This is a genomic window from Proteus myxofaciens ATCC 19692 (assembly GCF_001654855.1).
GTDB classification, from domain to species: domain Bacteria; phylum Pseudomonadota; class Gammaproteobacteria; order Enterobacterales; family Enterobacteriaceae; genus Proteus; species Proteus myxofaciens.
Genome location: NZ_LXEN01000031.1, coordinates 79245 through 106052, shown reverse-complemented (window position 1 = coordinate 106052; position 26808 = coordinate 79245). Strand labels below are relative to the sequence as shown.

The following is a 26808-nucleotide window of genomic DNA, read 5'->3' as shown; positions in this document are numbered from 1 at the left end:
AATAGAGTTATTTATTGGGGCTTTTGTTATTAATATAAATCAATATCACGCTTGTTAATTGGCTTATTATTAATAAAAACTTTATTATTTAATAGATTAATTTTTTCATCTGTTTTATCTATTTCATTATTTAATTTATAAATTTTTTCATCTAAATAAACGTTATTATGATTATTCTCATTTTTATAAATATTAACTCTTTCTAGGTTATGTTTAAAACTTTCAAAGATGGAAACTCTACCTCTTCTATCAAAAACATTTTCTCCTAAAAGATTATAATGAGACATTCCATTAAATATATTTATAGTACTTATGTGTTTCGATAATGTTCCACCTATAAATACTTCGTTTGAAATAATATTTAAATTTTTACTAGATAGATAACCTACATTATGAATAGAAACGTAATTTTTATCAGACAAAATAAATTGAGTTTTATTGTCTTTATTAGTTTGACCACTGATTAAGGTTAAATCGGTTAAGCGAGAGCCTGCACAAGTATAACATTCCACTCCATTTGGGTTAGCAATAATAACATGGGATTTTTTGCCATCAACGCTAATATTCCCATTAATGAATGTGATTTTATCACCAGTGACTTCATTAATAATGATATCTGCTTGTGCTTGTTTGTTATTAATAATAATTCCATTTTTTGATACATCAAATTTTTCATAAAAATTTAAAGAAATATTATTGTTATCTGCTGAATTAATATTGACAATTTCTTTTTTGCTTTTTTCATCAGTTGTAACTATTACATTGGGTGAAAGTGATTTATCAACAATAATATCTTGATTAGCTAATGCCGGATTAATATGGATTAGTGGTAATAATATGAAAAAAAATTTTGATGGTTTCATTAATATCTCCTTATATTATAAGGTATTAATATTAATAAAAATAATTTAATTTCATATTATAAATAAAACATTTTAATTTAATTAATTTTTTTGCAATTTATTTTTTATAATAATAAAACAGTAATAAAAAACCGTAACTGTATACGTAGCTACGGTTTAATATTTCGAATGATGTAGAAAAAGAATAATTTAGATATTACTCTTTAGAGGTTATCTGATTATTGCTCTCTACATTATCTGTCGATGTTTTACGGCGTTTACCAATATTTTTACGATCACGTGTGCGTACTTTAGCCTTAACACCTTTTTTCCCTTCTTCTTTTTTCGCTTTACGCTTAGCGAGCACTTTTTTAGAGGGTTTAAAGGTTGCCTTTTGGCTTGGTGCTTTTGTTTCAGGTTTTAATTGTGCGACAACACGATATTTTATTGGCTCTTGAACATAGCGACCAATTTTGCCTAATAATGGGTGATCATGTGCTTCAACCAATGAAATAGCAATACCTTTGCGACCTGCACGTGCTGTACGACCTATACGGTGTAAATACACATCTGCTGTTCGTGGTAAATCAAAGTTAAATACATGAGTAATATCATCTAAATCTAACCCACGGGATGCGACATCTGTTGCAATCAATACATTGACTCGACCTGTTTCTAAGCGGTTAATTGCATCATTACGTTGGGTTTGTGCCATCTCACCTTCAAGATAACTTGATTTAATGCCTTCTTTTTCAAGCGCAGTAACAAGTTCACGTACTCGTTCTCTTTTACGAACAAAGACAATCGATTTTTTAACATCATCTTGTTTCAGTAAATGCGCTAATAAGGCTGTTTTATGCTCAAGATTATCGGCATGATAGTAAAACTGCTGTATTTTTTTACGTTCACGGCGAGAAGGGTCTGCATTTAATTCAACAGGTTCATTGAGGATGCGTTGTGCAAAATCAATAACCGCATTACCTTCAAGTGTGGCAGAGAAGAGTAATGTTTGTTTACGCCAGCGAGTTTCACCAGCAATAGTTTCAATATCATTAGCAAAGCCCATATCTAACATGCGATCGGCTTCATCTAAGATAAGCATTTCAACAGCACGGCAATCAAAGTTTTCTTCTTTTATGTACTGTAATAGTCGGCCTGTTGTAGCAACAACAATATCTTGGTTTTCGCTGAATACTTCAGCGTGATTCATATAGGCAACACCACCCGTAATAGTGGCAATGTCAACATGAGTATGCGCGCATAACTCTTTTGCTTGAGCGGCAACTTGCATGGCAAGCTCACGAGTTGGCGTGAGTATAAGAATTCGTGGTGGGCCTGATTTTTTACGTGGATAATCAAGCAAATGTTGAATTGCTGGAAGTAAAAATGCCGCAGTTTTCCCTGTACCTGTTGGTGCAGAGCCTAAAATATCACGTCCATCCATTGCCGCTGGAATAGCCGCTTCTTGGATTGCTGTTGGGCGTTGATATCCCTTTTCGTCTAATGCGGTCAATAAACTTTCATCAAGTTCGAGACTGGAAAATGTCGTGGCTGTCATTGTATACCTCTGTTTAGGGCGCGGATTTTGACATTATCCCCCGCTAAAAGCCAGAGGATTTACCTCTATTACACTATATATTATCGATTACAGACCTTATTCATCATTTTGCGCTTAGAACCAATAAGTAAAACGCAATCGCGTATATAAAAAGGTTTAATGTTAAACTAGAGGTGGAGTTTTCCTTATATTACCATATATCTCTTTTTCAATAATATTAAAGATATAGCTATACGAATAATTGAGTGGGTCAATGAATCAAAAGAAAGTGAAAAAAGCAGGGTTGCGAAAAGGCGGTTTTACCTTTAAGCAGTTTTTTGTTGCACATGATAAATGTGAAATGAAAGTCGGTACTGATGGCGTTTTACTCGGGGCCTGGGCTTGTGTTGAAAACGTAAAAAATATCCTTGATATTGGCACTGGCAGTGGTCTTATTGCATTAATGCTAGCGCAACGAGCTAGGCAAGTTGAATGTATAGATTGCGTTGAGCTTGATAAGAATGCAGCAATACAGGCAGAGGAAAATGCACAAGGAACATCTTGGTCTAATTTGATTCATATCTATAATGAAAATATTGATAATTATGCTCAACAAATTAAAAAACTCTATGATTTAATTGTAAGTAATCCCCCTTATTTTGAGCCAGCTATCGCTTGTCGTAATGATGTTAGAGAGCAAGCCCGTTATACTAAAACATTAACGCACGAGGCTTTACTTGATAATGCTCAACGGCTAATCGCTGAAAATGGTACACTTTGTGTTGTATTACCTTATTCAATAGGTGAGCAATTTATTGAAATCGCCGAAAAAAAACAGTGGTATGTGACTCAGAGAGTCAATATAAAAGATAGTGAGGATAAACCTTATCACCGTATTTTATTAGCATTTCAAAGATATAATAGCGATAGAATTGATTGTAAACTTGAAGAGCTTATCATTCGTAATAGTGAAGGATGCTATACCGATAAGTTTCAGTCTTGGGTAACTGATTTTTATTTATATTATTGAATTTATATTTAATACAAGCTTGATTAAGATAGTCTATATTGTTGTAAATAAAAGTATATATTTAATTAATATCATTGTGTTATCGTTTTTTTCTTGGCAAATTGCGTTTTAGTTGATGGTTATTACAATGTTTTTTTGTGATTCATCTTTTAAAATAATAATTGAATTGAACTTCATTCTATTTTGGTGCTCTAAGTCTTGTCGCTCATAAAAACGAGAAGGAATAACAAGAGTAATATGACGGAGTCATTGAAAAATAGTATGAGGCTTGACTTCGGGAGAGTCCATCTCTAATGAGCGAACAGTTAACGGACCAAATGTTGGTTGAAAAGGTACAAAATGGTGACCAGAATTCATTTAATTTACTGGTTATCCGCTATCAACATAAAGTAGCGAGTTTGATTTCCCGTTATGTACCTCAGGGAGATGTGCCAGATGTTGCGCAAGAGGCCTTTATTAAAGCGTATCGTGCTATCGGTTCTTTTCGTGGTGATAGTGCTTTTTATACTTGGCTTTATCGTATTGCAGTGAATACGGCCAAAAATTATCTGGTTGCACAAGGGCGTCGTCCGCCTTCGAATGATCTAGATGCTAGTGATGTCGAAAATTTCGAATCATCAAATGCATTAAAAGAAATTTCGAACCCTGAGAACTTAATGTTGTCTGAAGAGTTAAGGCGTGTGGTTTTTCATACCATAGAGTCACTCCCAGAAGATTTGAAAGTTGCAATTACACTTCGGGAACTTGACGGACTGAGCTATGAAGAGATAGCAGTTATTATGGATTGTCCTGTTGGAACCGTACGTTCACGTATCTTTAGGGCACGAGAAGCTATTGATAATAAGGTTCAACCATTAATACAAGAGTCATAATAATGGGTGAACCATCATTTACTGAAGGGTACTTTATATGCAAAAAGAACAACTTTCTGCATTTATGGATGGTGAAGTTCTTAATAAAGAATTAATGGGCAACATTGGCCGTGATGATGCAATGAAAGAGACATGGCAACGTTACCATTTAATTCGTGACACAATGCGTGGCGATACTGGTGAGGTTATCCATTTTGATATCGCTAGTCGCGTTGCGCTTGCATTAGAAAATGAACCAGTCCGTATAAGTCCTGAACAACAACGAGAGCAGCAACCTAAACCATCTCAATGGCGTCAGCACTCGTTTTTACAAACATTACGTCCTTGGGCAAGTCAGTTAACACAAATCGGTGTTGCAGCTTGCGTTTCATTAGCTGTTATTGTTGGTGTTCAGCAATATAATGGAAAGAGCGGATCTGAAGATTTCCAAGTTGATTCTCCTGTGTTCAACACTCAACCTATTATGGGGAGTGGTGCACCTGTGAGTTTAAATCTTCATAATGACGCTTTAGGAAATGATCAACAAACACGTTTACAAGAACGTAATCAACGTCTCGGGTTAATGTTGCAACAATATGAGCTTGATCGCCGTATTTATAATGCGCAACAAGATGAAGTGCCTGCATCTATAGATACGCAAAAAAGCGTTGCACAATAATTATTCAGTGACAATAACGATACGAATTAATCAATAACGTGTAGGATTAAAACAGTCGTAATGAAAAAAATATGGTTCTTCACCTTACTGCTGGTGGGTAGCCTGTCAGTTTCAACACAAGCCTTGGCACAACCTCAAATGGGAAATGTCGAGGCTTTGTTGCAAAAGATGGGTACTACTAGTCAGACATCCACCTACGAATTATCATTTATCAATATCAACTCTCAAGGTATTGTTCCTATTCGTTATCGTCATACTCTTGTTGACGGTAAGCCACTTGCTCAATTAATGCAAATGGATAGTACTCGACGCGAAATAGTTCAACGTGGTGATGAAATTAGTTACTTTGAACCCGGGTTAGATGCGTTCAGTCTTCGTAATGATCATATCGTTGATTACATTCCAGCTATTATCTATCAAGATTTTAAAACATTATCTTTGCACTATAATTTTATTGATGCAGGAAGAACGCATATTGGCGATGTGCCTAGCCGTGTTGTTCGTGTGTTATCAAAAAATAATGACCGTTATGATTACGTTTTGTTTATTGATGAAACGAGTTACCTTCCTTTACGTATTGACCTATTAGATAAAAATAACAATATTATTGAACAGTTTAGAGTTATAACGGCTACTGAAGGTCAACAGATTAGTGACGAGTTAAATTCATTGCGTACTGTTAATATGCCTCCCTTATTGATTGTACCTAAAACGAAAGAACTCACCTATGATTGGTCAGTGACAGCATTACCTGAAGGTTTTAAAGAGGTAAAAAGAAGTCATAACCAAATTTCTGAAACCGAATTTAATCAGTCTATTTTATATAGTGATGGGCTATTTGATTTTTCAATTTATGTGAATAAAAGTGAACAACGCACTAATTCGCCCGAAAGCGATAAAATGTCCAGGTATGGTCGTAATACAATTTATACTTATGACAAAGAGGGTAAAGAGATAACCTTCATTGGACAATTACCATTTGCTACAGCACAGAAAATTGCAAATAGTGTTGTCTTTACGAAAAAGTAAAAGGGTATAACGTTATGGTGAAAGAGTGGGCTACTGTCGTGCATTGGCATAAAGGACGGGTTTTATTACGTTACGGTTCTTCTGCTGGTTGCGGAAGCTGTCAAGCAAGAGCGGCTTGCGGTTCTTATTTATTAAATAAAATTGGCCCAGAAACGGTTCATCAACTTGAGCTTTCAGTAAAACAACCTTTAGTTACTGGGCAAAAAGTAGAAGTCGGTATCCCTGAAAATAATTTATTGCTTTCTGCCATGTTGGTTTATCTAACGCCTTTAATTGGGCTATTTATTGTTGCAGGTATTGCAAGTTTTTGGTTATCTAACGAATTTTCCATTTTTTGTAGCGGAGCGATAGGCGGAATTGTTGGTTTTTTATTGGCGAGAAAAGTTGCCACATGGTGGAGTAAAGATAAAAACTTTGAACCCGTAATTTTGCAAATAGGATTGCCACCTAATGAACTTAACGTTCACTTTCAAGAATGAATCCACATAAATAAATATAAAATAAATGGAGCGATTAGCTCCGTTTTTGTATGTAATACTTTTATTATTAATGATAGCTTGCTAAAAAGAACTTATATCCTTCATTTTAACGGCTTTAAATAGATACAAAATAATTATTCACCTTAGTATAAATGTTGATATTTGATGAACGTTTCTTTGAGTATAATGTCTCTAGTGTGTAGAATGCGTCATCAATCATAACTCATCTGCAATATAGAGTTTTCGCTTTGTGTCCATGAATGACGCAAAAGCCAGATTTATAGAGCAAGGCAACAGAGAAAAATAATTTCAGAATGAAAAACATACGTAACTTTTCTATTATCGCGCATATTGACCACGGTAAATCGACGTTATCTGATCGAATTATTCAAATTTGTGGTGGCTTAACAGATCGTGAAATGGCTGCGCAGGTTCTTGATTCTATGGATCTTGAGCGTGAACGTGGTATCACTATCAAAGCGCAAAGTGTCACACTGAATTATGCAGCTGATGACGGTGAAGTTTATCAGCTGAACTTTATCGATACTCCAGGACACGTTGACTTCTCTTATGAAGTCTCCCGTTCTTTAGCCGCTTGTGAAGGGGCTTTATTAGTCGTTGATGCAGGGCAAGGCGTTGAAGCTCAAACGTTAGCAAATTGCTATACTGCAATGGATATGGATTTAACGGTTGTCCCCGTTTTAAATAAAATCGACTTACCTGCAGCAGAGCCAGAACGTGTTGCTGAAGAAATTGAAGATATCGTCGGTATTGATGCAACGGATGCAGTACGTTGTTCTGCAAAAACAGGTGTTGGCGTAAAAGAAGTCATTGAACGCCTTGTTAAAGAAGTTCCTGCACCTGAGGGCTCACTTGATGCACCTTTACAAGCATTAATTATTGACTCTTGGTTTGATAATTATCTTGGTGTTGTTTCGCTTATCCGTATTAAAAACGGTAAAGTGAACAAAGGTGATAAAATCAAAGTAATGAGTACTGGGCAGGTCTACAATATTGATCGCATTGGTATTTTTACACCAAAACAAATTGATACCACTTCATTAAGCTGTGGCGAAGTAGGTTGGGTTGTTTGTGGTATTAAAGATATTTTAGGGGCTCCAGTTGGGGATACGTTAACCGCATCACAAAAACCAGCCGATAAACCACTGCCAGGCTTTAAAAAAGTTAAACCACAGGTTTATGCTGGATTATTCCCAATTAGCTCAGACGATTATGAATCATTTCGCGATGCTTTAGGTAAATTAAGTCTTAATGATGCATCACTCTTTTATGAACCAGAAAGTTCATCAGCATTAGGTTTTGGTTTCCGTTGTGGTTTCTTGGGTCTTCTTCATATGGAGATTATTCAAGAACGTTTAGAACGTGAATATGACCTTGATCTTATCACCACAGCACCAACAGTTGTATATGAAGTTGAGCTAACCAGTGGGGAAGTTGTATCAGTTGATAGCCCATCTAAGCTACCGCCATTAAATAATATTGAAGAAATCAGAGAGCCAATTGCTGAATGTCACATGTTATTACCACAAGAATATTTAGGTAATGTAATAACACTTTGTGTCGAAAAACGCGGCGTTCAGACAAATATGGTCTATCATGGTAATCAAGTTTCATTAACTTATGAAATACCAATGGCTGAGGTAGTGTTAGATTTCTTTGACCGCTTAAAGTCGACATCACGTGGTTATGCGTCTTTAGATTACAACTTTATTCGATTCCAAGGCTCTAACATGGTTCGTGTTGATGTGTTAATCAATGGCGATCGTGTTGATGCATTAGCATTGATTACTCACAATGATAATGCTCCTTATCGTGGACGAGAGTTGGTGGAAAAAATGAAAGAATTTATTCCTCGTCAACAGTTTGATATCGCAATCCAAGCTGCAATTGGAAACCACATTATTGCTCGTTCAACAGTTAAACAGCTACGTAAAAACGTATTAGCTAAATGTTATGGTGGTGACGTTAGCCGTAAGAAAAAACTGTTACAAAAACAGAAAGATGGTAAAAAACGCATGAAACAAATTGGTAATGTAGAATTACCACAAGAAGCGTTCTTAGCCATTCTTCATGTTGGTAAAGATAAATAATTTAAGGAGAAAACATGGCTAACACGTTTGCCTTGATCTTAACGCTGGCAACGCTGATTACAGGGATACTCTGGTGCCTTGAACGCTTTAAGTTTAGACCTGCTCGTAAAGCTAAACTAAAGCATCTGCAAGAAATGACGCAAGGTACAGAAGATCAGCAAGAGTTAGCAAAATCAATTAATAAACCAAGTTGGATTGAGAACTTTGGTTCACTTTTTCCTGTCTTGCTTATTGTGTTGATTCTGCGTTCATTTGTGTATGAGCCTTTTCAAATTCCTTCTCGTTCCATGATGCCAACTTTATTGGTTGGTGATTTTATCTTGGTTGAAAAGTTTGCATATGGTCTAAAGGATCCGATTACACAAACAACATTGATTAACACCGGTAAACCAAAACGTGGAGATATAGCCGTATTCAAATATCCACGTGATCCATCAACTGATTTTATTAAGCGTGTTATCGGTTTGCCTGGTGATAAAATTGTTTATGATATGACATCGAAAAAATTGCATATCTATCCAAATTGTAATAAAGCTGTTTGTGATGAAGAATTTGCAGTCACTTATGGTACGGCTTTCCCAAGTGAATGGACATTAACATTAAAAAATGTTCCTGGTGGACAACTTATTGATGGTATGAAGTCTATTCCAATTGAAGACCCTATCTCGACAACAACACAATTACGTGAAGAAGAGAGAGTGGAAACAATTGGCGATGTTGCACATCGTATCATGACTATCCCTGGTGATATGACCACGCCTGATTTTATTCAGCCTGGTTTGCCACTAGGAACTTGGATAGTACCAGAAGGCCAATACTTCATGATGGGTGATAATCGTGATGGTAGTTCTGATAGTCGTTTCTGGGGCTTTGTACCAGAGAAAAATCTGGTAGGTAAAGCAACAACGATTTGGATGAGCTTTGAAAAGCAAGAGAATGAATGGCCAACGGGTGTTCGTCTTAACCGCATTGGTGGCATTAAGTAACTATTAACAAAATAGCTACAGCATTCCTACTTATCTCAGTGTAGAATATGTCACTTCTTTAAATACGATTGGCTTCTGTAATAACAGAAGCCAGTGCAAACGCAACAGTTCTGTTATCCAACCCGATTAATTCTCGTTGACTTAAACAGATTTGTTGCGTGTGCTTCAAACTAAGTAATGGAACTTGATTGCACATGAACACAATATTGATAAACCAGTTACAAAAAAACTGGGTTATACTTTTTCACAAAATGAATTATTACTACAAGCCTTAACGCACCGCAGCGCCAGCAGTAAACACAATGAACGTTTAGAATTTTTAGGTGATTCAATTCTAAGCTATGTGATTGCCAATGCGCTTTATCATCGTTTTCCTCGTGTTGATGAAGGTGATATGAGCCGTATGAGAGCAACACTCGTTCGTGGAAATACGCTTGCTGAATTAGCACGTGAATTTGAATTAGGTGAATGTTTACGTTTAGGACCTGGAGAATTAAAAAGCGGTGGTTTTCGCCGCGAATCAATTTTAGCGGATACGGTGGAAGCTTTAATTGGCGCTATTTTCCTTGATAGTGATATTCAAAATATCGAAAATATCATTTTAAAATGGTATGAGAATCGTTTGGCTGAAATTAGCCCTGGCGATAAGCAAAAAGATCCTAAAACTCGTTTGCAAGAATATTTGCAAGGGCGACATTTACCTCTACCTTCCTATGTTGTTGTTCAGGTTCGAGGTGAAGCCCATGATCAAGAGTTTACGATCCATTGTCAGATAAGTGGCATCGATCAACCTGTAAAAGGGATGGGTACCAGCCGTCGTAAAGCTGAACAAGCCGCTGCTGAACAGGCATTAATACAACTGGAGCTTGAATGAGCGAAGAAAAAACCTATTGCGGATTTATTGCAATAGTTGGTCGCCCAAATGTGGGAAAATCAACATTACTGAACCAATTATTGGGTCAGAAAGTTTCTATTACATCGCGTAAACCGCAAACGACGCGCCATCGTATCATGGGAATTGATACTGAAGGCGAATACCAAGCGATTTATGTAGATACACCAGGTTTACACATCGAAGAAAAACGAGCGATTAATCGCTTAATGAACAGAGCAGCAAGTAGCTCAATAGGTGATGTGGAACTGGTTATTTTTGTTGTTGAAGGTACCAATTGGACACCTGACGACGAAATGGTATTAAATAAATTAAAAACCTTGCGTTGTCCTGTTTTATTAGCGATTAATAAAGTAGATAACGTAACAGATAAAAGCAAATTACTTCCACATATTGGTTTTTTAAGTCAGCAACTGGATTTTCTTGATGTTGTACCAATCAGTGCTGAAAAAAATATGAATGTGGATACTATTGCGAAAATTGTTCGTAATTGCTTACCAGAAGCGACTCATCATTTCCCTGAAGATTACATCACGGATCGCTCACAACGTTTTATGGCGTCAGAGATTATTCGTGAAAAATTAATGCGATTTTTAGGTGAAGAACTGCCTTACTCAGTCACTGTTGAAATAGAACAATTTGTGACAAATGAACGAGGTGGTTATACCATTCATGGACTGATTTTAGTTGAACGCGAAGGCCAAAAGAAAATGGTCATCGGTAATAAAGGCGCTAAAATTAAGAAAATTGGTACTGAAGCTCGTATGGATATGGAAGAATTATTTGAAAACAAAGTACATTTAGAACTTTGGGTGAAAGTAAAAGCGGGCTGGGCAGATGATGAACGTGCGTTACGTAGCCTTGGCTATGTGGACGATTTAAAGTAGGTACTTAAAAGTGGATGGCTGGCAACGTGCATTTGTTATCCATGCTCGACCTTACAGTGAAACGAGCCTGTTACTCGACTTTTTCACTGAAAATGAAGGGCGTGTTCGCATTTTAGCGAAAGGCGCACGAGGTCGCCGTTCTCCTTTAAAAGGGTCCTTACAACCCTTTACTCCTTTGCTCATTCGTTGGAGTGGGCGAGGAGAAATAAAAACACTTCGAGATGCTGATCCTATCTCTTTAGCATTGCCATTAACAGGCACCGTTCTTTATAGTGGCCTGTATCTTAATGAACTACTCTCTCGTGTCTTGGAAAATGGCACTTCATATAGTGTGCTTTTTTTTGAATATCTTTCTTGTTTACAAACACTTGCTGCTAGTGAAATTACGCCAGAAGCCTCGTTAAGACGCTTTGAATTGGCAGTACTTGCTCAACTTGGTTACGGTGTTGATTTTCTACATTGTGCAGGAAGTGGTGAGCCTGTTTCTGACTTAATGACTTATCGATATCGAGAAGAAAAAGGTTTTATCGCAAGTTTAGTGGTTGATCATAACAGTTTTACTGGGTTCGAATTAAAATCACTCGCGAGTGGTGAATTTCCAACCCTTGATACATTAAAGGCAGCAAAACGATTTACTCGAATGGCATTAAAACCTTATTTAGGTGGAAAACCGTTAAAGAGTAGAGAGCTTTTTAGGCAATTTGCCATTAAAAAAATACCAAAGAAAAGGGCATTGATAGCAGATCAATAATATTGTCTTTTTCTTCTCTATGGAATGTGTAAACTAAGGTTATGCAACATTATTTTTCAGGAGAACAGCATGTCTGATATTCTACTTGGCGTTAATATTGACCATATTGCCACTTTACGTAATGCTCGCGGTACAACTTATCCAGATCCTGTTCAAGCGGCATTTATCGCTGAACAAGCAGGGGCTGATGGCATTACAATCCATTTACGCGAAGACAGACGTCATATTACTGATCGTGACTTAATGTTAATAAGCCAAACAGTTCAGACTCGCTTAAATTTGGAAATGGCCGTCACAGAAGAGATGATAGAAATTGCCTGTCAAACACAGCCTGATTTCTGCTGTTTAGTTCCTGAAAAACGCCAAGAAGTCACTACAGAAGGTGGACTCGATGTAGTGGGTAATGAAGAAAAAATAGCAGATGCCATTAAGAGACTGGCGCTTGCGGGTATAAAAGTTTCACTTTTTATTGACCCAGACCATGAACAAATTAATGCAGCAGATAGAGTCGGCGCGCCTTTTATTGAAGTCCATACAGGGGCTTATGCTGATGCTGAAGATGAAATGGCGCAAGAAAAAGAATTTGTTCGAATTAGAGATGCGGTAACTTATGCAGCATCAAAAGGATTAAAAGTAAATGCAGGGCATGGGTTGCACTATCACAATGTACAACGCATTGCAGCTTTACCGGAACTGTATGAACTAAATATTGGTCATGCGATTATCGCAAGAGCGGTATTTAGTGGCTTAGCACCCGCAGTTGAAGAAATGAAACGCTTAATGCGAGAAGCGCGTCGTTAATGGCTATTATTGGTTTAGGTATGGATATCGTTGAGATATCACGTATTGAAGAAATAATAGGGCGTTCTGGTGAACGCCTTGCTCGCAGAATTCTTACTGATAGTGAATGGGATATTTATCAAGAACATAAACAACCTGTTCGCTTTCTAGCAAAACGCTTTGCTGTAAAAGAAGCGGCGGCAAAAGCATTGGGAACAGGAATACGTTTAGGTCTTGCTTTTAACCATTTTGAAGTACGTAATGATGAATTAGGAAAACCTACTTTACATTTTCTTGCGGTTGCAAAAGAGATGGCAGAAAAAGCGGGGATAAATTCAATTCATGTCACACTTGCTGACGAACAACGTTATGCATGTGCAACGGTTATTTTAGAAAAATAACGCGCTTAAATTTATCGTCCATTTATTTTAAGATTACCTTACAAGGCTAAATTTTGTCGGCATGATGGATCAAGACAAATTTTTCCCATAATGCATCTTGTGATTCGGTATGAGAAGGATCGATGATAATCGTATTGGTAATAGGACAAACCGATTGGCAAGTGGGTTTATCGTAATGACCTACACATTCAGTGCAAAGGTTAGGATTGATTCCATAAATATCATCTCCCATTGAAATAGCATCATTAGGGCATTCGGGTTCACACATATCGCAATTGATGCATTTCTTCGTAATTAGTAAAGCCATATCAGTCACTTAACATATAAATTATTAAATTTCAGTAACTTATATCTTGCACTTATATGTTACTCTCACATTTCTATTTTAATTCAATGTGATGTGCTAAAAATATTCGCCACTATACACATTGTTTTACTGCATATCATGTTATACGCAGTGAGGTGATTACTCTATACATAATCTTAAAGATAAATTTGCTAGAGTTGTTTTAGAGTATACCAATAAATATGAAATCACTAAATATGAAAAAGCCTATGTGCTTTCATATAACAATAAAAAACACCCCAAAGTTGGAGCCCAACTTTTAGGGTGCCATTCATAATGAAGTGGGTTTAATAATTTTAATAGATAGTTTATTTATTTAAGAAAGGTAAGAGTTCTGCTAATAGTTGCTCAGGACATTCTTCTGTCACAAAGTGACCGCACTCCGTTAGCATAACGCCTTTTAAATTTGTTGCTCTTCCTTCTAGCGTTAATTGAGGCGCATCACGGGTAGCATGATCAGCGCCTATCGCTAGTACTGGCATAGTCAATTTTTTCTCAGCACGTAATGTATTTTGCTCTATCGTTTGTGGAATAGCACGGTAATAGGCAAAGCCTGCTCGTAATCCACCTGGTGAAGTGTAAGCATCAATATAAGTTTGTGCAGCGACACTATCACGTCGATAAGACCAGTGGTCAAAAATAAAATTGAGATATTCACTTTCTTTGCCTGCTGTTAGCATTTCAGGTAAATCCGGCACTTGGTTAAACATAAAATGCCAAAGGAAAATATTCTCTTCTGGTTTAACAAATATAGTCGGTGCTGACGCTAATCCCGGGATAACAGCTTCTGCTAAAGCAATCTTTTTAATCACAGTAGGATAATCGCTGGCTAAAGCATAACCTACCCACATTCCAATATCATGACCGACGACAGAATATTTTGTGTAACCTAATTGCTTCATCATTTTATATAAAATTGTCGCCGCAGAGCCTGTATCATAACCACTTTCTGGCTTATCAGAATAACCTGTTCCTATAGGATCGACCGCTATTGCGGTATAACCATTTGTGGCAAGTTCTGTCATCACATATCGCCATGTATACCAAGTTTGAGGCCAGCCTGGTATTAGTAAAACAGGTTCACCGCTACCAACAGTAACGTAGTGAATGCGTTTACCATCTACTTTCACATAATGATGCTGAAAATCAGCTTCGTTGACTGAAATCGTCGCTGAATTTGTTGTTATAGCGTGATTTTTAGACGTGCTTTCTGCTGAAGATACAGCAAAAGGTAAGGCTAATGTTATTACAGCAATAAATAATGCCTTATTTAATCGTTTCATTTATGTTCCATAAAAGTAATTTATTCATATTTTTCAACATCATCAATAACAGAAAATCATATCTAGACTCACTAGTATATTTCTTTACTCATGTTATTATTAATTCTTTGTCAATCGACAAATAATAGAATAAGAGGATCTCTTATTCTTTGTCAATCACTAAAAAATAATTCTTTGTGATTCACTAAAAAATTGATAGGATTTAAACATAATGAATTAAGTGGAGAATTTATCGTGGCAGGTAGACCTAGAGAGTTTGATCGTGAAGATGCATTACGAAAGGCTAAAATGCTATTTTGGCAACGAGGTTATGAAGGTACATCTATATCAGATTTAGTCGAAGCTTTAGGACTTGCTTCAGCACGAATTTACTCTGCATTCGGCTCAAAAGAATCACTTTTTCGTGAAACAATTGAATTATATCTTTCAGAAGAAGGTGCTTTCGCGCAACTTGCAATGCAAGAGCCCAATACTCGTTTAGCCATTGAGAAATTACTGGTAAATGCGGTTGAAACCTATACACAAACAGATAAACCATTAGGGTGTATGGTCGTGCTCTCATTAACTAATTATGCGCGTGATAATGAACAAATTATGGCGTGGCTTGCTAGTTATCGACAATCTCGAACTCAAGCCATTATTTCGCGTATCAATCAAGGTATTGAATTAGGTGATATTCCTATAAATACCAATATACAAGCGTTGGGCGATTATTTTGCAACACTCTTACATGGCATATCAATTCAAGCTAGAGACGGTGTAAGTAAAGCGCGTTTATTAGCTATGGTACAAATTGCAATGAGTACCTTAGATGCGTTTATTTCTTCAACATCTTCGCGCTAATATTTTTAGTTAAGGAATTAGATTAAATGCCGTCTTTAAATTCTTTGCATATAGAAAAAGATAACTGGGTATGTAGTTGGCTTTCAACCTCACAGCCAACATCGGGTGATGCATTTCCTTTTCCATTAGAAATACCTAAGACATTACATAATCAAACAATAAAACAAGCATTGCGTATTAGTATAGGTGGACAAAAACTACGGTTTGTTTTTTCTAATCGTTATGGTAAACAGCCATTAATATTAGGTGATAGCTATTTTTCATTGAATAAATTATCACATTCACCTATTCGTATTACATTTAATGGCAATATTCATACTGTTATTCCTATAGGTGAAATTATATATAGTGACGAAATTACACTTAATATTCCGTCATTATCTCTTATTTATCTTAGTGTTTATCTGCTAGAATTAGTCTCTATCGATACTTTTCACTGGGATGCTCGGCATTTTTCTACATTAGAATATGGAAATCGAGCTAAAAGCATTGCAAAGAATAATGAAAAAATAACTTCTCGCCTATTATTAGAGCGCATCGAAGTATTACCTAGATCGACAGGAAAAACGATCGTTGCTATTGGCGATTCTATGATTGATGGTAATGGTGTTGAAATGGACACTTATCATCGCTGGACTGATTATCTTGCAGAGCGTTTAGTACCCAAAAATATTGCTGTCGTCAATGCAGGCCAATCTGGCTCTCGTTTACTTAAAGACGGTATTGGTATTAGTACATTGTCTCGTTTTGAACGCGATGTGTTAAATCAAGCCGGTGTTAAAGGATGTATTGTACAAGTTGGTTTAAACGATATTGGGTTAGCCGGTACAGCAATCGATCCTTCAAGCGAAATACCAACAGCAGATAAACTCATTGATGGATATCGGCAATTACTTAATCTCGCGCATAAAAATCAGGTTTCTGTGGTAGGTGTGACAATAACACCATTAAGAAGCGTTGATGAATATGGTTTAGAACATTTCTATCAGCCTGAAAAAGAAGTCATTCGCCAGCAGGTTAATCAATGGATGAGAGACGGTGGTGAATTTGATGCACTGATTGATAGTGATAGTTTAATTCGTGATGAACTGCATATTCATCAACTGAGCTTAGAATATGATGTTGGCGATCACCTTCACCTTAATAATAAAGGACATCAATTAATCGCGCATTCGATTGAGCTTGATAGACTATTTTCTCAAGATTAAGTTTAAATTAAAGAGAAGAGTTAGACATAAAAAAACACCCCAAAGTTGGTATTCACTTTTGGGGTGCTTATAGATTAAAGCTTAAGCAATGCTTGCCATTTCTTGTTGTGCTTCTTTTGGTGTTGCTTTTTTGACGATAGCATACACAACACCTGAAATAGCAGTACCCACTGCAATTGCTAATAAATAAAGCAATGCGTGATTAATTGCACCAGGGATCAGTAAGACAAACAGACCGCCATGTGGCGCCATTAAATGAATACCAAAGTACATAGATAGTGCACCGGTAACTGCACCACCAATAATACAGCTAGGTAATACGCGAATCGGATCTTTAGCGGCAAAAGGAATCGCACCTTCTGAAATAAAGCATAAACCAAGTACTAAAGATGCTTTACCTGCTTCACGTTCTGCTTGAACGAATTTATGTCTAGCCAGTAATGTTGCAACACCCATTGCTAATGGTGGAACCATACCTGCAGCCATAATTGCAGCCATTGGTGCATAAGTTTGTGAACTTAATAAACCAACACCAAATGCGTAAGCGGCTTTGTTAACAGGACCACCCATATCAGTACACATCATCGCACCTAGGATAGCACCTAAAATCACTGCGTTAGTTGTACCCATGGTATTTAGCCAATTAGTTAACCAATCCATTAACCAAGCGACAGGATGACCAATCACATAGATCATGGCAAGACCTGTGACTAGCGTTGAAATAAGAGGCACTATTAAAATCGGTTTTAGTGCTTCCATTGTTTGGGGGAGTTTTAATTTTGTACTGATAAAGTGGGCACAGTAACCAGCGAGGAAACCTGAGATAATCCCCCCTATAAAACCAGCCCCTAGTGTCGTTGCAAGCATACCACCAACTAAACCTGGTGTGATACCTGTTCTATCTGCAATTGAGTAGGCAATATATGCAGATAATACAGGAACCATTAATCCTAATGCAGTATGACCACCGATTAAGCTTAATGCCCATGCTAGTGAGCCCTCAACATTTGAAGCATCTAAACCGAAGGCAAAAGAGAGTGCTGTACAAAGACCACCTGCAACCACAATTGGTAGCATGTAAGAAACCCCTGTTAGCAAGTGACGATAAACGCCTCTTTTTTGACCTTTGCTACCAGATGAACTTGATTTCTCTGCTGAACTGCTTCCTTCAGGAGTAAAGATAGTCGCTTCTTTTTGCGCTTTATCTAACTCTTGCGCCGTTTTCTTTAGTGCTGCACTTGTTGAAGTACGATACATTCGCTTACCTGCAAATTTATCGACATTAACTTCAATATCAGCAGCGACAACGACTAAATCTGCCTTTGCTATCTCTTCTGGTGTGATTTCATTACCAACACCCACAGAACCACGAGTTTCAACTTTTATATTCCAACCACGCTTTTTGGCTTCTGCTTCCAGCGCTTCAGCTGACATATAAGTATGAGCGACACCAGTAGGGCATGCGGTTACTGCAAGTACTGAAAACGGCGCTGATGAAGTATCAGCAACCGTGGCGTCAGCTTGAAATAATGTCGCTTCTTTTAATGCCTCTTGTAGAAATTCACTTGGATGCTGAATTGCTTTTTCTAGTGTTCCGAAAAAAACTTTTTTACCAGAAAGATCGCAATTATCAGGTGCTTTATCTCCAGTAATAATCACAATATCAGCGTCAGATAAATTTTCAGCTAAAGTAACATCTTGTGTTGAGGCGATACTTTTTAAAGCATCAATAGCAAGCCAAGATGTTGCAGGATTATGTTGACGATTTGCTGTAATGTAAATTTTCATTATTTCCTTCCTTACTCTGGCTTGAAAGGTTGTAGATCAACACGAGCCATCATTCGGGCTAACTGTTCACGATCAGTAATACCCACATTAGGTTGTGAAACAGCAATAGCTGAAACTGCAGTCGCGAGACGTAAAGTGTGCTCACTAGTTTGGCTCATCATCAGGCCATAAATAAGGCCACCCACCATTGAATCACCTGCACCTACTGTACTGATTACCTCACATTTTGGTGGTTTTGCAAACCAAGCGCCTGATGAGTTAACCCACATAGCACCATCAGCACCTAATGAAATAACGACATGCGCGATACCTTGATCACGTAATTGATTAGCTGCTTCGATAATATCTTTATAAGTCGGTAATTCTCTTCCTGCCCAAATTTCTAATTCACGACGATTAGGTTTGACTAGCCAAGGTGATGCTTTTAATCCGGCAACAAAGGCGTCTCGACTACTGTCAAAAATAACGCACATACATTCATTGCGTAAACGCTTCATCCATTTGGTAAATTCATCTAATGCAACGCCTTTAGGCAAGCTACCGCTGACACAAATCATATCGAATTGACCAGCCCAGCTCAGTGAATCATTCACAAATCGCTGCCAATCTGATTTTGTCACTTCAAAACCGGAAAAGTTTAAATCAGTAACTTCACCGTCTTGTTCAGTCAGCTTAACATTGATACGAGTTCTACCTTCGACGACCTGAAAACGATTCGCAATACCCGTTTCGCTAAAAATCTTTTGAAAACCATCTTGGTTTTCTTTTCCTAAAAAACCACCTACAGTCACATCAATACCTAGATTTTTTAGAACCTTAGCGACATTGATACCTTTTCCTGCAGCATGTAGCCCCGCTGTTTTAACTAAATTAACTTCACCTATGTCAATTTCAGGTAATAATCCTACTAGATCATAGGCTGGATTTAGGGTTATTGTGGCGACTCTACGGCTCATGCTACCTCCTCTCCAAGACCATCATTAATTGCTTTTCCAATAGCTGAAATTGCTTCAGCTGCATCTGAACCTTGAGCATTAATCTGTAGTCGATGCCCTTTTTTAGCACCTAAACTAACGATTTTCATTAAGCTACGGCCATTAACAGGTGTTGCTGCACCGTCAAGATTGGCAACCGTAATTTTGCTTTCGAATTGTTTGATTGTATTGACGAGCAAAGTGCTTGGTCTGGTGTGTAATCCATGAGGGTTACGAATAGTGAACTCTTCAGTAATTCCATCAGCACTGTCAGCGCTTGTATCTTCTATACCTGTAAGTAATGAAGCTAATGCATTGGCATCAGTAATTTTTAGCAACTCATCAATTTTTTGGCTCTGAAGTAGTTGATTTATATTAGAAAGAAATGTTGTTGGTTGTTCATCAGCATACGATACCGTTATCAACATTTTAACGGGTTGTTCTTCATGATTGAAAATATGCTTAGGTGTTGCCAGTGTAATGGCACTATGTAAATTGCCTTCAGGGCTATCGCTTAACCAAATACCTTGGCCTAGATAATGAGGCTTGTGTGTTAAAACATAAGAAACAAATGCAGATGTGACTGTTTCTAAATCTTGCAAATGAACAAGGTTAAGTGCTTGAAGTGCATTCAATGTCTTAGCTTCGGCATTTAATGTTAGCATTGAACCATCACATTTAAGGGGGATAATTTTTTTCTCACCCATAAGAATGCTACGTAGTTCTTCTGCTGAATCAGCATGTGCCATTGCTTGAGCTAAGGTTTCATCACTAATTACATGAGTGAGCTGGCGTAGTAATGTTAAATGTTCATTAGATTGCGCTGCAATACCAATAACAATATAAGCGATTTGATCATCGCCCCAATCAATGCCTTTAGGAAATTGAAAGACGGTTACTCCGGTTTTAATGACTTGGTCACGAGTATCTGTTGTGCCATGAGGAATAGCAATCCCATTACCTAAAAAGGTTGGTGCTTGTTTTTCTCTTTCAAGCATCCCTAGTACATAGCCATCTTTAACATAGCCTGTATCAGTGAGCGCAGCAGCGACTTGTTTGATAGCATCTTCTTTGCTATCTGCCGTCGCAGCAAGATGAATATCTTGTACTGACAGGTTAAACATAGTATCTCCTGGGTATTATTATTAAAGAATCGTTTCAGCTAATTATCGTACAACGCTTGATATTTTACTTAAGTTTGTCTTGTTAGCGTTACCAGTATAGCTGAATCGTTTCGTTTTGATTTAAAAATCTGCTTTTATTTGTATATATTTGTGATCGATCTCTCTCTTAAGAGGATTAAATTTCCTATTTGCAGAATATTTGCTGAAGTGTGCTTACGCTTGTCTTTAATTTTTATAAAAATAGACGTTTAGCTGAAAGTTGGCATTATTGTTGCTAATTTAGTGATAGGTAAACAAACATAATCACTTTTTTGGTATTTTAGTTTAGAATTTATGGAAGGCGTTTCAGCAAAATCGAGAGTCTATATCTTGATAAATTAATTGTTACTAAAATATTATCCAACATAGAAATCAATATGATATCTTTAGCTATTAATTGAAAAATAGTGACAACAACCCTCTATACGATAATAAAGAGATATCCTTGTGAACGAAATTAAAGATGATATTTATTGGATGAATAAGGCGATAGAACAAGCCCTAAAAGCACAGGAAATAGGTGAAATACCTGTAGGTGCTGTGTTAGTCGTTGATAATAAAATCATTGCGAAAGGATGGAATCATTCTATTATCGATAATGATCCGACTGCTCATGCTGAAATTATTGCATTACGTAAAGGTGGGAAACACTTAAAAAATTATCGTTTACTTGATGCGACTCTTTATATCACTTTAGAGCCCTGTGTTATGTGTGCTGGTGCCATTGTGCATAGTCGAATAAAAAGAGTTGTGTATGGCGCATCTGATATCAAAACTGGGGCTGCGGGTTCTTTTATTGACATTTTGCAACACCCAGGAATGAATCATAAAGTTGAAATAACGTCAGGCATTTTAGGTGAGCAATGTTCTATGTTATTAAGCCAATTCTTTAAAAAAAGAAGGGCGGAAAAAAAACAGTTAAAGCAACAAAGAAGCGCAACATTGACGGTAAAAAGTGAATAATCAGCAACGCATTATATTAAATAGACTGACTTACTGTTATTGATAATTAAGGGTATAGGTTGCTTGGCCTTGAAACGGTCCTGTTAATAAGGTTTGATTTTTAATCGCATCATCAGAAGCTTCAACATAAGTTGTAAAATTAAACTGAATACGGTCATTTTTAAGTGATTGTGTCGAAACCGGTTTATTCAACTTAACCTTATTTTGATATTGATCGAGAAAGACAATACCAATGCTTTTAGGATCTTCACCTTGTGTACCCGTTACAGCAAGGTGATCGCTCATTGAAGGATGCTCTGTCCCCCCTAGTGTTATCGTGACACTCTTATAAACGTCTTGGCTACAATTTTCTAAACTAATACTAAAAGCAACAGGTTTAGATTTTTTAAACGTATAAAGATCTTTGGCTGATATTTGTCTAAAGTCGACCACCTTATTCTCATCACCAGCAACAATAGTACAACCATGCGCAACTACGACGCCTTTAAATTCCATATCACCGCCAATTAATTCAGTTGAGGCAAATGAATTGGAAGAAAAAAGCAGAGCTAAAGCAAATAATGGCTGTTTAAATGATATTAACGTTTTATTTTTCATTACATAAATTCCGCAACTAAAGTAGCGTGCGCCGAAAACTCGCCTTCAGGTATGTTACTTCCTGATTTTGCGATAGGCGCCGCTGTAACTTCCCAGCTGCCTGTAAAATTATTTAATTTGCCAACAGAGAAGTATTTATTAGGTGCGATAATACCCGATTTATCTCTTAAGACGATGCCAAGGTTAGAACGATCTACTGGACCTGTTGTGCCTAAATAATCAGAGTTAAAGCTAGCAATACCAGAGCTACCAGTTTGGACTTTAAACATAATTTTACTACTAGGGTTTGTGAAACTGCCACCTTCACATTTTATTGGGATATTACGAGTAATTTTGTAATTTTGCCCATTTAAATAGGTTGATGTATTACCAACATTACCAAAATCAAAAGTAATTGGTGCTCCATTATTAAAGATACATTTATCTTCCGTCGTGATTATTCCTGATGTGATGATAAGTTTAGAGATGGGCTCAGAACCATAACCACTTGGTTTACCCCGATAACTTACCATTGCATACATTTGTGCTATTGCACTACCACTTAAGCTAACCCCATTAATAATGGGCTTTCTTAACCGGAATGTTAATTCACCACTACTACCTGATGAAATATGTGGTTTTGGCGAACTAGGCACTGTACAACCTTGAAGGTCATTTCTATTATTTTCTTTATCAATAAAAGGAACTGTAGGTAGTGGGTCTGGGCCCCAAATTTCAAATTTAATCCGTATATCAACATATTCATTTAACTGGAAAAAATTATTACCAACAGAAGGTAAATCCGTCGTTGCTTTAAAATAAGTCAGAGCCCTTTTATCAATAGAACCATTAGGGCAATATACTGTGCCATCATAACGTTGAGGTAATGAGAATCTCACCGTTGCTATTTCACCAGGACGATTATTAGGAAATGTGGTGTTATCTAATACAGCATAAAAAATATTAGGACCACCATTTGTCGTCACTTCTCCTTGTAAATAGGCGAAAGAGGTGAGGGGCATTAAAGAGAAAATGCCGGTACAAAAAAGCATTAATGATTTGGAATGAATGTTTTTTTTATTGAATGTCATTTTCTTCCTACCGGCATCAGTCAATTAATATTTAGGTTGTTGGTCTTTAGGGGCTGCTGTGCAACTATTTTGTTGGCAAACAAATTTTAGCTCAGGATGTCCACCATAATCATTTACGTACATCATATAGAATTGATTAACGTTGGTTGTTTTCACAGGAATATCGAGTGATGATTTTGGTGCAACCATTAGGCCAGGGAAGGTCGTAAATTTATCGCTATCTTCACCATTTAATTTATGAGAAAGGCCAATAATAGTGATGTAATAAGGTGTTGGATTTTCTGCAATAAATTTATCACCTTGTTTTTTAAAGATAAGTTTATCTTGCCAAACCATTCCTGCTTTTTCAGGAATGATAGCAGTAGGGCGATAGAATAATTTTATACGAGATTGCATTGCCATTTGTAATACGTTGGCTTGCTTTGGTGCTGGTGGAATTTCACGCACATTTAAATAAAACAGAGATTCCCTATCTTGTGGTAATAAACCAATTTCAGCGGTTTTAGTTATTCTTACTACACCTTTTTGATCGCCATCAAGGCGTTGTAGTGGAGGTAATGCCACTAAAGGTGAGGAAACTTTTTGGCCACTTTCATTTTCAACCCAAGATTGTGCTAAAAATGGAATATCAGGACTCGTGTTTTTTAAATTAACACTGGCTGAGTTTTCATCTCCGGTTAACACTAAACGTGTTCTATCTAACGACACGCCTGCTTGCGTATTTGTTGCAACAGTAAAAGCAAAAAGGGAGCCACAACATAATATTTTCAATGTATTTAATGCATTCATACTATTATCTCTAATCATTCATCATATTCATTAAAGTGTCTGACATAAAAGCGATTCACGTTTCAATGGATCGACGATTTGGGCTGGAATAGTAATAGTACATTGTGTTTTACCATTCCAGATAACATTTAGTGATTCATTAAGGCTAACGCCAGCAATATAAACAAGACCATCTTCCATCACCATACCCATGCTTTCGCCGTCTTTATTCGTTAGTTCTGCACCAAATGGCGGATACGTTTTTTCTTTCGTATGCAATATCGCCATTAAACGCTCACCTTGTCTAACAGGGAAAACAGCGTAGCCAATTGCACCTTCGGTTAAGGTTGTTGAGGTGATGGCTTTACGTGTTTCAATATCTGAATTCATTTTATCAACATCAATTCGAGCATCGACATTGTTATAGCTGGTTAAATCCGTTAATACACCAATACCAAAAGAATTTGTTTTGGCACTTTGGTTATTAAATGGTACATCTTTAACACCGTCAGTATCGACCATCATACGTGCTGTGCTTGATGTCATACTGCTACTATGCAGGGCAGCACCATGACGTGTTGCAGTAAAGCCACCTTTAATGGTTGCACCAACAGCCGTATAATTATCTTGCTGATAGCTTGCATTTGCATTGATTTCAGCATACTGAGAACGATGTTGAAAATAACCATCTGTGCTAGCTTTTCTATCAGTACTGAGACCCGCTCTGACACGCCATAAATTGTTATAATCGCTATTATCAGAATAAGAAGCCATTTGGCTTACTTTGCCATTACTTGCTTGTAGGTTATAACCAATATTTCGTCCACTTCCTAATGGGATTGAAACATTAAAAGACAGACTATCATCGGTATTACCTTTATGTTGAGTACGAAATGCTGATAAATTCGTATTAATTTGTTCAATACCCATGACAGAAAAATTACGGCTAACGGTGACGCCATACTGCTCTTGAGTATTTTGATCCCAATAGTTTTGATGGCGATAAGAGAGATATAATGTGGTCGTTTTTTCAATATCATCAGCCCAGAATGTTTTATTCCCAGTGATGGTATACATCTCTTTTTCATAACCGTTATTGTTTATGCCGTTGTAACGCTCATCAATATATTGTGAAAAAGAACGGAAAGTTTTTTCTGAAAAGCGATAACCCGCGAAAGTGATAGTACTATGGTATTCATCAAATGTTTTTGCGTAGTTAAGCTTAAAGGACATACCGTTAATTTTATCATCATTAAATGTCTTACTATACGATTGAGTAACATCACCTGATAATGTACCAAAACGACCAATGTCATGGCCTAAACCAATAGACCAAGCGTTATAATCTTTTGCTGTTAATAATACTCCGCCATAAAGGGACCATGTATTGTTTACACCCCATGAAAAATCGCCTTGATAGAAAACGGGACCTTGCATTTTATGGTTAGTAATTGATGATTGACCGATTGAGGTGTTATAGCGAATAGCGCCAGGCCTTGTCATGTAAGGTAAATTAGCGGTTTGTACTTGAAATTCATTAATTTTTCCATTTTGCTCTTCGACTGTAACATCTAATTGGCCTTGCACAGTATTTTGTAAATGCTTAATAACAAAAGGCCCCGCAGGTACGGTTGTTTCATAAATTAAGCGGCCATTTTGAGTCACGGTGACTTTTGCATTCGTATTTGCTATACCATGAATTTCTGGAGCATAGCCTTGCAACGAAGGCGGTAACATTCTTTCTTCACTTTGGATATTTGCACCAGTAAAACGGAAACTATCAAAAATTTGAGAATTCAAATAGGTTTCACCAACAGTCAATTTAGCTGCATAGTCTGGCAGTGGCTTATAGGCGTAAATTTGATTCCAATCAAAACTATTACTTGATGAGGATTCAGAAGAATAACTCCCTTGATATTCAGCACGTAAACGCCATTCACCGACGTTTATCCCTGCTTGACCATAACCTGTCAGTGAATTGTTATTACTTCCTTGATTAGGATGTAACGATGTTCCTGTTAAGGTGTAATCTAATAAAAATCCTGAAATACCAGGATCCCATAATTCCGGGGGTGTCCAATTGGTATCTTCATATTTCATCAATGAACGAGGAATAACAATATCAAGAACGCCACCATCATTTTTAACAGTAATACCGGGTAGTTCACTGATATCAAAGCATTCAGGTGATATTTCTTTTATGTATTTTTGATTTTCTTCGCTGATGGTTAATTTTTTTAATAAAGTAGGATCGATACACGCAATAGAGTGATTGGGGGCTGTTTCGACATAATTAATATTTTGACGAGGAAAATCACGACCATTTAGACGTATATCTAAATAATATATGCCCGGGATAATGTAATTTGATGTCGCAAAACGAGAGAGATCAACATTATCTCTATCTTCTGCATCTAACATATGAATGTTAAATTCCACTGAATCGCCATTTTCAGCTTGAACTAAACAGCTCAAACCTAATAACAAAAAGGAAAGAATATATTTCCATATTGTGCGATATAAAAAAGGAATTAACATGAATAAAAGCCT

General features: G+C 36.9%; 25 protein-coding genes and 1 pseudogene. 15 read left to right on the top strand and 11 right to left on the bottom strand.

Annotation, left to right across the window (positions count from 1 at the left end; translation table 11 throughout):
* Positions 1-29 precede the first annotated feature (29 nt).
* Together M983_RS03755 and srmB are read right to left on the bottom strand one after the other, a co-directional pair.
* The gene (locus M983_RS03755; protein WP_083954534.1) at positions 30-863 is read right to left on the bottom strand and encodes a two-partner secretion domain-containing protein; all 834 of its coding nucleotides are present in this window, start codon (positions 861-863) and stop codon (positions 30-32) included.
* A gap of 196 nt (positions 864-1059) precedes the next feature.
* A complete protein-coding gene (gene srmB / locus M983_RS03750) occupies positions 1060-2400 on the bottom strand; it encodes an ATP-dependent RNA helicase SrmB (protein ID WP_066747246.1) in 1341 nt (446 codons plus the stop codon).
* Between the two features lie 253 nt (positions 2401-2653).
* On the opposite strand from srmB, the gene trmN reads away from it, so the two are divergent.
* The 12 genes and pseudogenes from trmN to acpS all read left to right on the top strand — a co-directional run bounded on the left by trmN (position 2654) and on the right by acpS (position 13255).
* Positions 2654-3409 (top strand): tRNA(1)(Val) (adenine(37)-N(6))-methyltransferase TrmN, encoded by a 756-nt coding sequence (gene trmN / locus M983_RS03745; protein WP_066747243.1) that lies wholly within the window; start codon positions 2654-2656, stop codon positions 3407-3409.
* A gap of 293 nt (positions 3410-3702) precedes the next feature.
* Positions 3703-4281 carry an RNA polymerase sigma factor RpoE gene (gene rpoE, locus M983_RS03740; protein ID WP_066747240.1) on the top strand — a complete coding sequence of 193 codons (579 nt, stop codon included), beginning with the start codon at positions 3703-3705 and terminating at the stop codon, positions 4279-4281.
* Between the two features lie 37 nt (positions 4282-4318).
* Complete coding sequence (gene rseA / locus M983_RS03735) at positions 4319-4939, top strand: anti-sigma-E factor RseA (protein WP_066747237.1); 621 nt, start codon at positions 4319-4321, stop codon at positions 4937-4939.
* Positions 4940-4999: 60 nt separating this feature from the next.
* The gene (rseB, locus tag M983_RS03730; RefSeq protein WP_066747234.1) at positions 5000-5968 is read left to right on the top strand and encodes a sigma-E factor regulatory protein RseB; all 969 of its coding nucleotides are present in this window, start codon (positions 5000-5002) and stop codon (positions 5966-5968) included.
* A gap of 14 nt (positions 5969-5982) precedes the next feature.
* Positions 5983-6447, top strand: coding sequence for a SoxR-reducing system protein RseC (rseC, locus tag M983_RS03725; protein ID WP_066747227.1), 465 nt, complete (start codon positions 5983-5985; stop codon positions 6445-6447).
* Between the two features lie 314 nt (positions 6448-6761).
* Entirely contained in the window at positions 6762-8558 is a 1797-nt protein-coding gene (gene lepA / locus M983_RS03720) for a translation elongation factor 4 (protein WP_066747225.1), read from the top strand.
* Positions 8559-8572: 14 nt separating this feature from the next.
* Positions 8573-9544 (top strand): signal peptidase I, encoded by a 972-nt coding sequence (gene lepB / locus M983_RS03715; protein ID WP_066747223.1) that lies wholly within the window; start codon positions 8573-8575, stop codon positions 9542-9544.
* A 194-nt stretch (positions 9545-9738) separates the two neighbouring features.
* Positions 9739-10418: pseudogene (rnc, locus tag M983_RS03710) on the top strand (ribonuclease III).
* Positions 10415-11323 carry a GTPase Era gene (gene era / locus M983_RS03705; RefSeq protein WP_066747221.1) on the top strand — a complete coding sequence of 303 codons (909 nt, stop codon included), beginning with the start codon at positions 10415-10417 and terminating at the stop codon, positions 11321-11323. Before rnc ends, era begins: the two are co-directional and overlap by 4 nt.
* Positions 11324-11333: 10 nt before the next feature.
* The gene (gene recO / locus M983_RS03700) at positions 11334-12074 is read left to right on the top strand and encodes a DNA repair protein RecO (RefSeq protein WP_066747218.1); all 741 of its coding nucleotides are present in this window, start codon (positions 11334-11336) and stop codon (positions 12072-12074) included.
* Between the two features lie 69 nt (positions 12075-12143).
* On the top strand, positions 12144-12875 hold the full coding sequence (gene pdxJ / locus M983_RS03695) for a pyridoxine 5'-phosphate synthase (RefSeq protein ID WP_066747215.1): 732 nt from the start codon (positions 12144-12146) through the stop codon (positions 12873-12875).
* Positions 12875-13255 (top strand): holo-ACP synthase, encoded by a 381-nt coding sequence (gene acpS, locus M983_RS03690; RefSeq protein WP_066747212.1) that lies wholly within the window; start codon positions 12875-12877, stop codon positions 13253-13255. Before pdxJ ends, acpS begins: the two co-directional genes overlap by 1 nt.
* A gap of 46 nt (positions 13256-13301) precedes the next feature.
* Here the strand turns inward: acpS and M983_RS03685 are convergent, their stop codons facing one another.
* Complete coding sequence (locus M983_RS03685; protein ID WP_066747207.1) at positions 13302-13562, bottom strand: YfhL family 4Fe-4S dicluster ferredoxin; 261 nt, start codon at positions 13560-13562, stop codon at positions 13302-13304.
* Positions 13563-13909: 347 nt separating this feature from the next.
* Complete coding sequence (locus M983_RS03680) at positions 13910-14884, bottom strand: alpha/beta fold hydrolase (protein ID WP_066747205.1); 975 nt, start codon at positions 14882-14884, stop codon at positions 13910-13912.
* Positions 14885-15118: 234 nt separating this feature from the next.
* On the opposite strand from M983_RS03680, the gene M983_RS03675 reads away from it, so the two are divergent.
* Entirely contained in the window at positions 15119-15727 is a 609-nt protein-coding gene (locus M983_RS03675; protein WP_066747202.1) for a TetR/AcrR family transcriptional regulator, read from the top strand.
* 26 nt (positions 15728-15753) lie between these two features.
* Entirely contained in the window at positions 15754-16935 is a 1182-nt protein-coding gene (locus M983_RS03670) for an SGNH/GDSL hydrolase family protein (RefSeq protein ID WP_066747199.1), read from the top strand.
* 81 nt (positions 16936-17016) lie between these two features.
* Here M983_RS03670 and fruA read toward each other — a convergent pair whose 3' ends face one another.
* From fruA to fruB, 3 genes are read right to left on the bottom strand one after another with little or no spacing between them, the layout of a single operon-like run.
* Positions 17017-18723 carry a PTS fructose transporter subunit IIBC gene (gene fruA, locus M983_RS03665; protein WP_066747197.1) on the bottom strand — a complete coding sequence of 569 codons (1707 nt, stop codon included), beginning with the start codon at positions 18721-18723 and terminating at the stop codon, positions 17017-17019.
* An 11-nt stretch (positions 18724-18734) separates the two neighbouring features.
* Complete coding sequence (fruK, locus tag M983_RS03660; RefSeq protein ID WP_066747194.1) at positions 18735-19679, bottom strand: 1-phosphofructokinase; 945 nt, start codon at positions 19677-19679, stop codon at positions 18735-18737.
* A complete protein-coding gene (gene fruB / locus M983_RS03655; RefSeq protein ID WP_066747191.1) occupies positions 19676-20821 on the bottom strand; it encodes a fused PTS fructose transporter subunit IIA/HPr protein in 1146 nt (381 codons plus the stop codon). The genes fruK and fruB overlap by 4 nt, the downstream gene beginning before the upstream one ends.
* A 486-nt stretch (positions 20822-21307) precedes the next feature.
* Between fruB and tadA the strand changes: the two genes are divergently transcribed.
* The gene (gene tadA, locus M983_RS03650; RefSeq protein WP_066747188.1) at positions 21308-21823 is read left to right on the top strand and encodes a tRNA adenosine(34) deaminase TadA; all 516 of its coding nucleotides are present in this window, start codon (positions 21308-21310) and stop codon (positions 21821-21823) included.
* A 36-nt stretch (positions 21824-21859) separates the two neighbouring features.
* On the opposite strand, the gene M983_RS03645 is transcribed toward tadA, so the two are convergent.
* The 4 genes from M983_RS03645 to M983_RS03630 are packed head-to-tail and all read right to left on the bottom strand — an operon-like array spanning position 21860 to position 26796.
* A complete protein-coding gene (locus M983_RS03645) occupies positions 21860-22420 on the bottom strand; it encodes a fimbrial protein (RefSeq protein WP_066747184.1) in 561 nt (186 codons plus the stop codon).
* The gene (locus M983_RS03640) at positions 22420-23490 is read right to left on the bottom strand and encodes a fimbrial protein (RefSeq protein WP_066747179.1); all 1071 of its coding nucleotides are present in this window, start codon (positions 23488-23490) and stop codon (positions 22420-22422) included. Before M983_RS03640 ends, M983_RS03645 begins: the two co-directional genes overlap by 1 nt.
* Before the next feature lie 24 nt (positions 23491-23514).
* Positions 23515-24279: a fimbrial biogenesis chaperone gene (locus M983_RS03635; RefSeq protein WP_066747258.1), complete on the bottom strand. Its 765-nt coding sequence runs from the start codon at positions 24277-24279 to the stop codon at positions 23515-23517.
* Positions 24280-24309: 30 nt separating this feature from the next.
* Entirely contained in the window at positions 24310-26796 is a 2487-nt protein-coding gene (locus M983_RS03630) for a fimbria/pilus outer membrane usher protein (RefSeq protein WP_066747176.1), read from the bottom strand.
* Between the last annotated feature and the right edge of the window lie 12 nt (positions 26797-26808).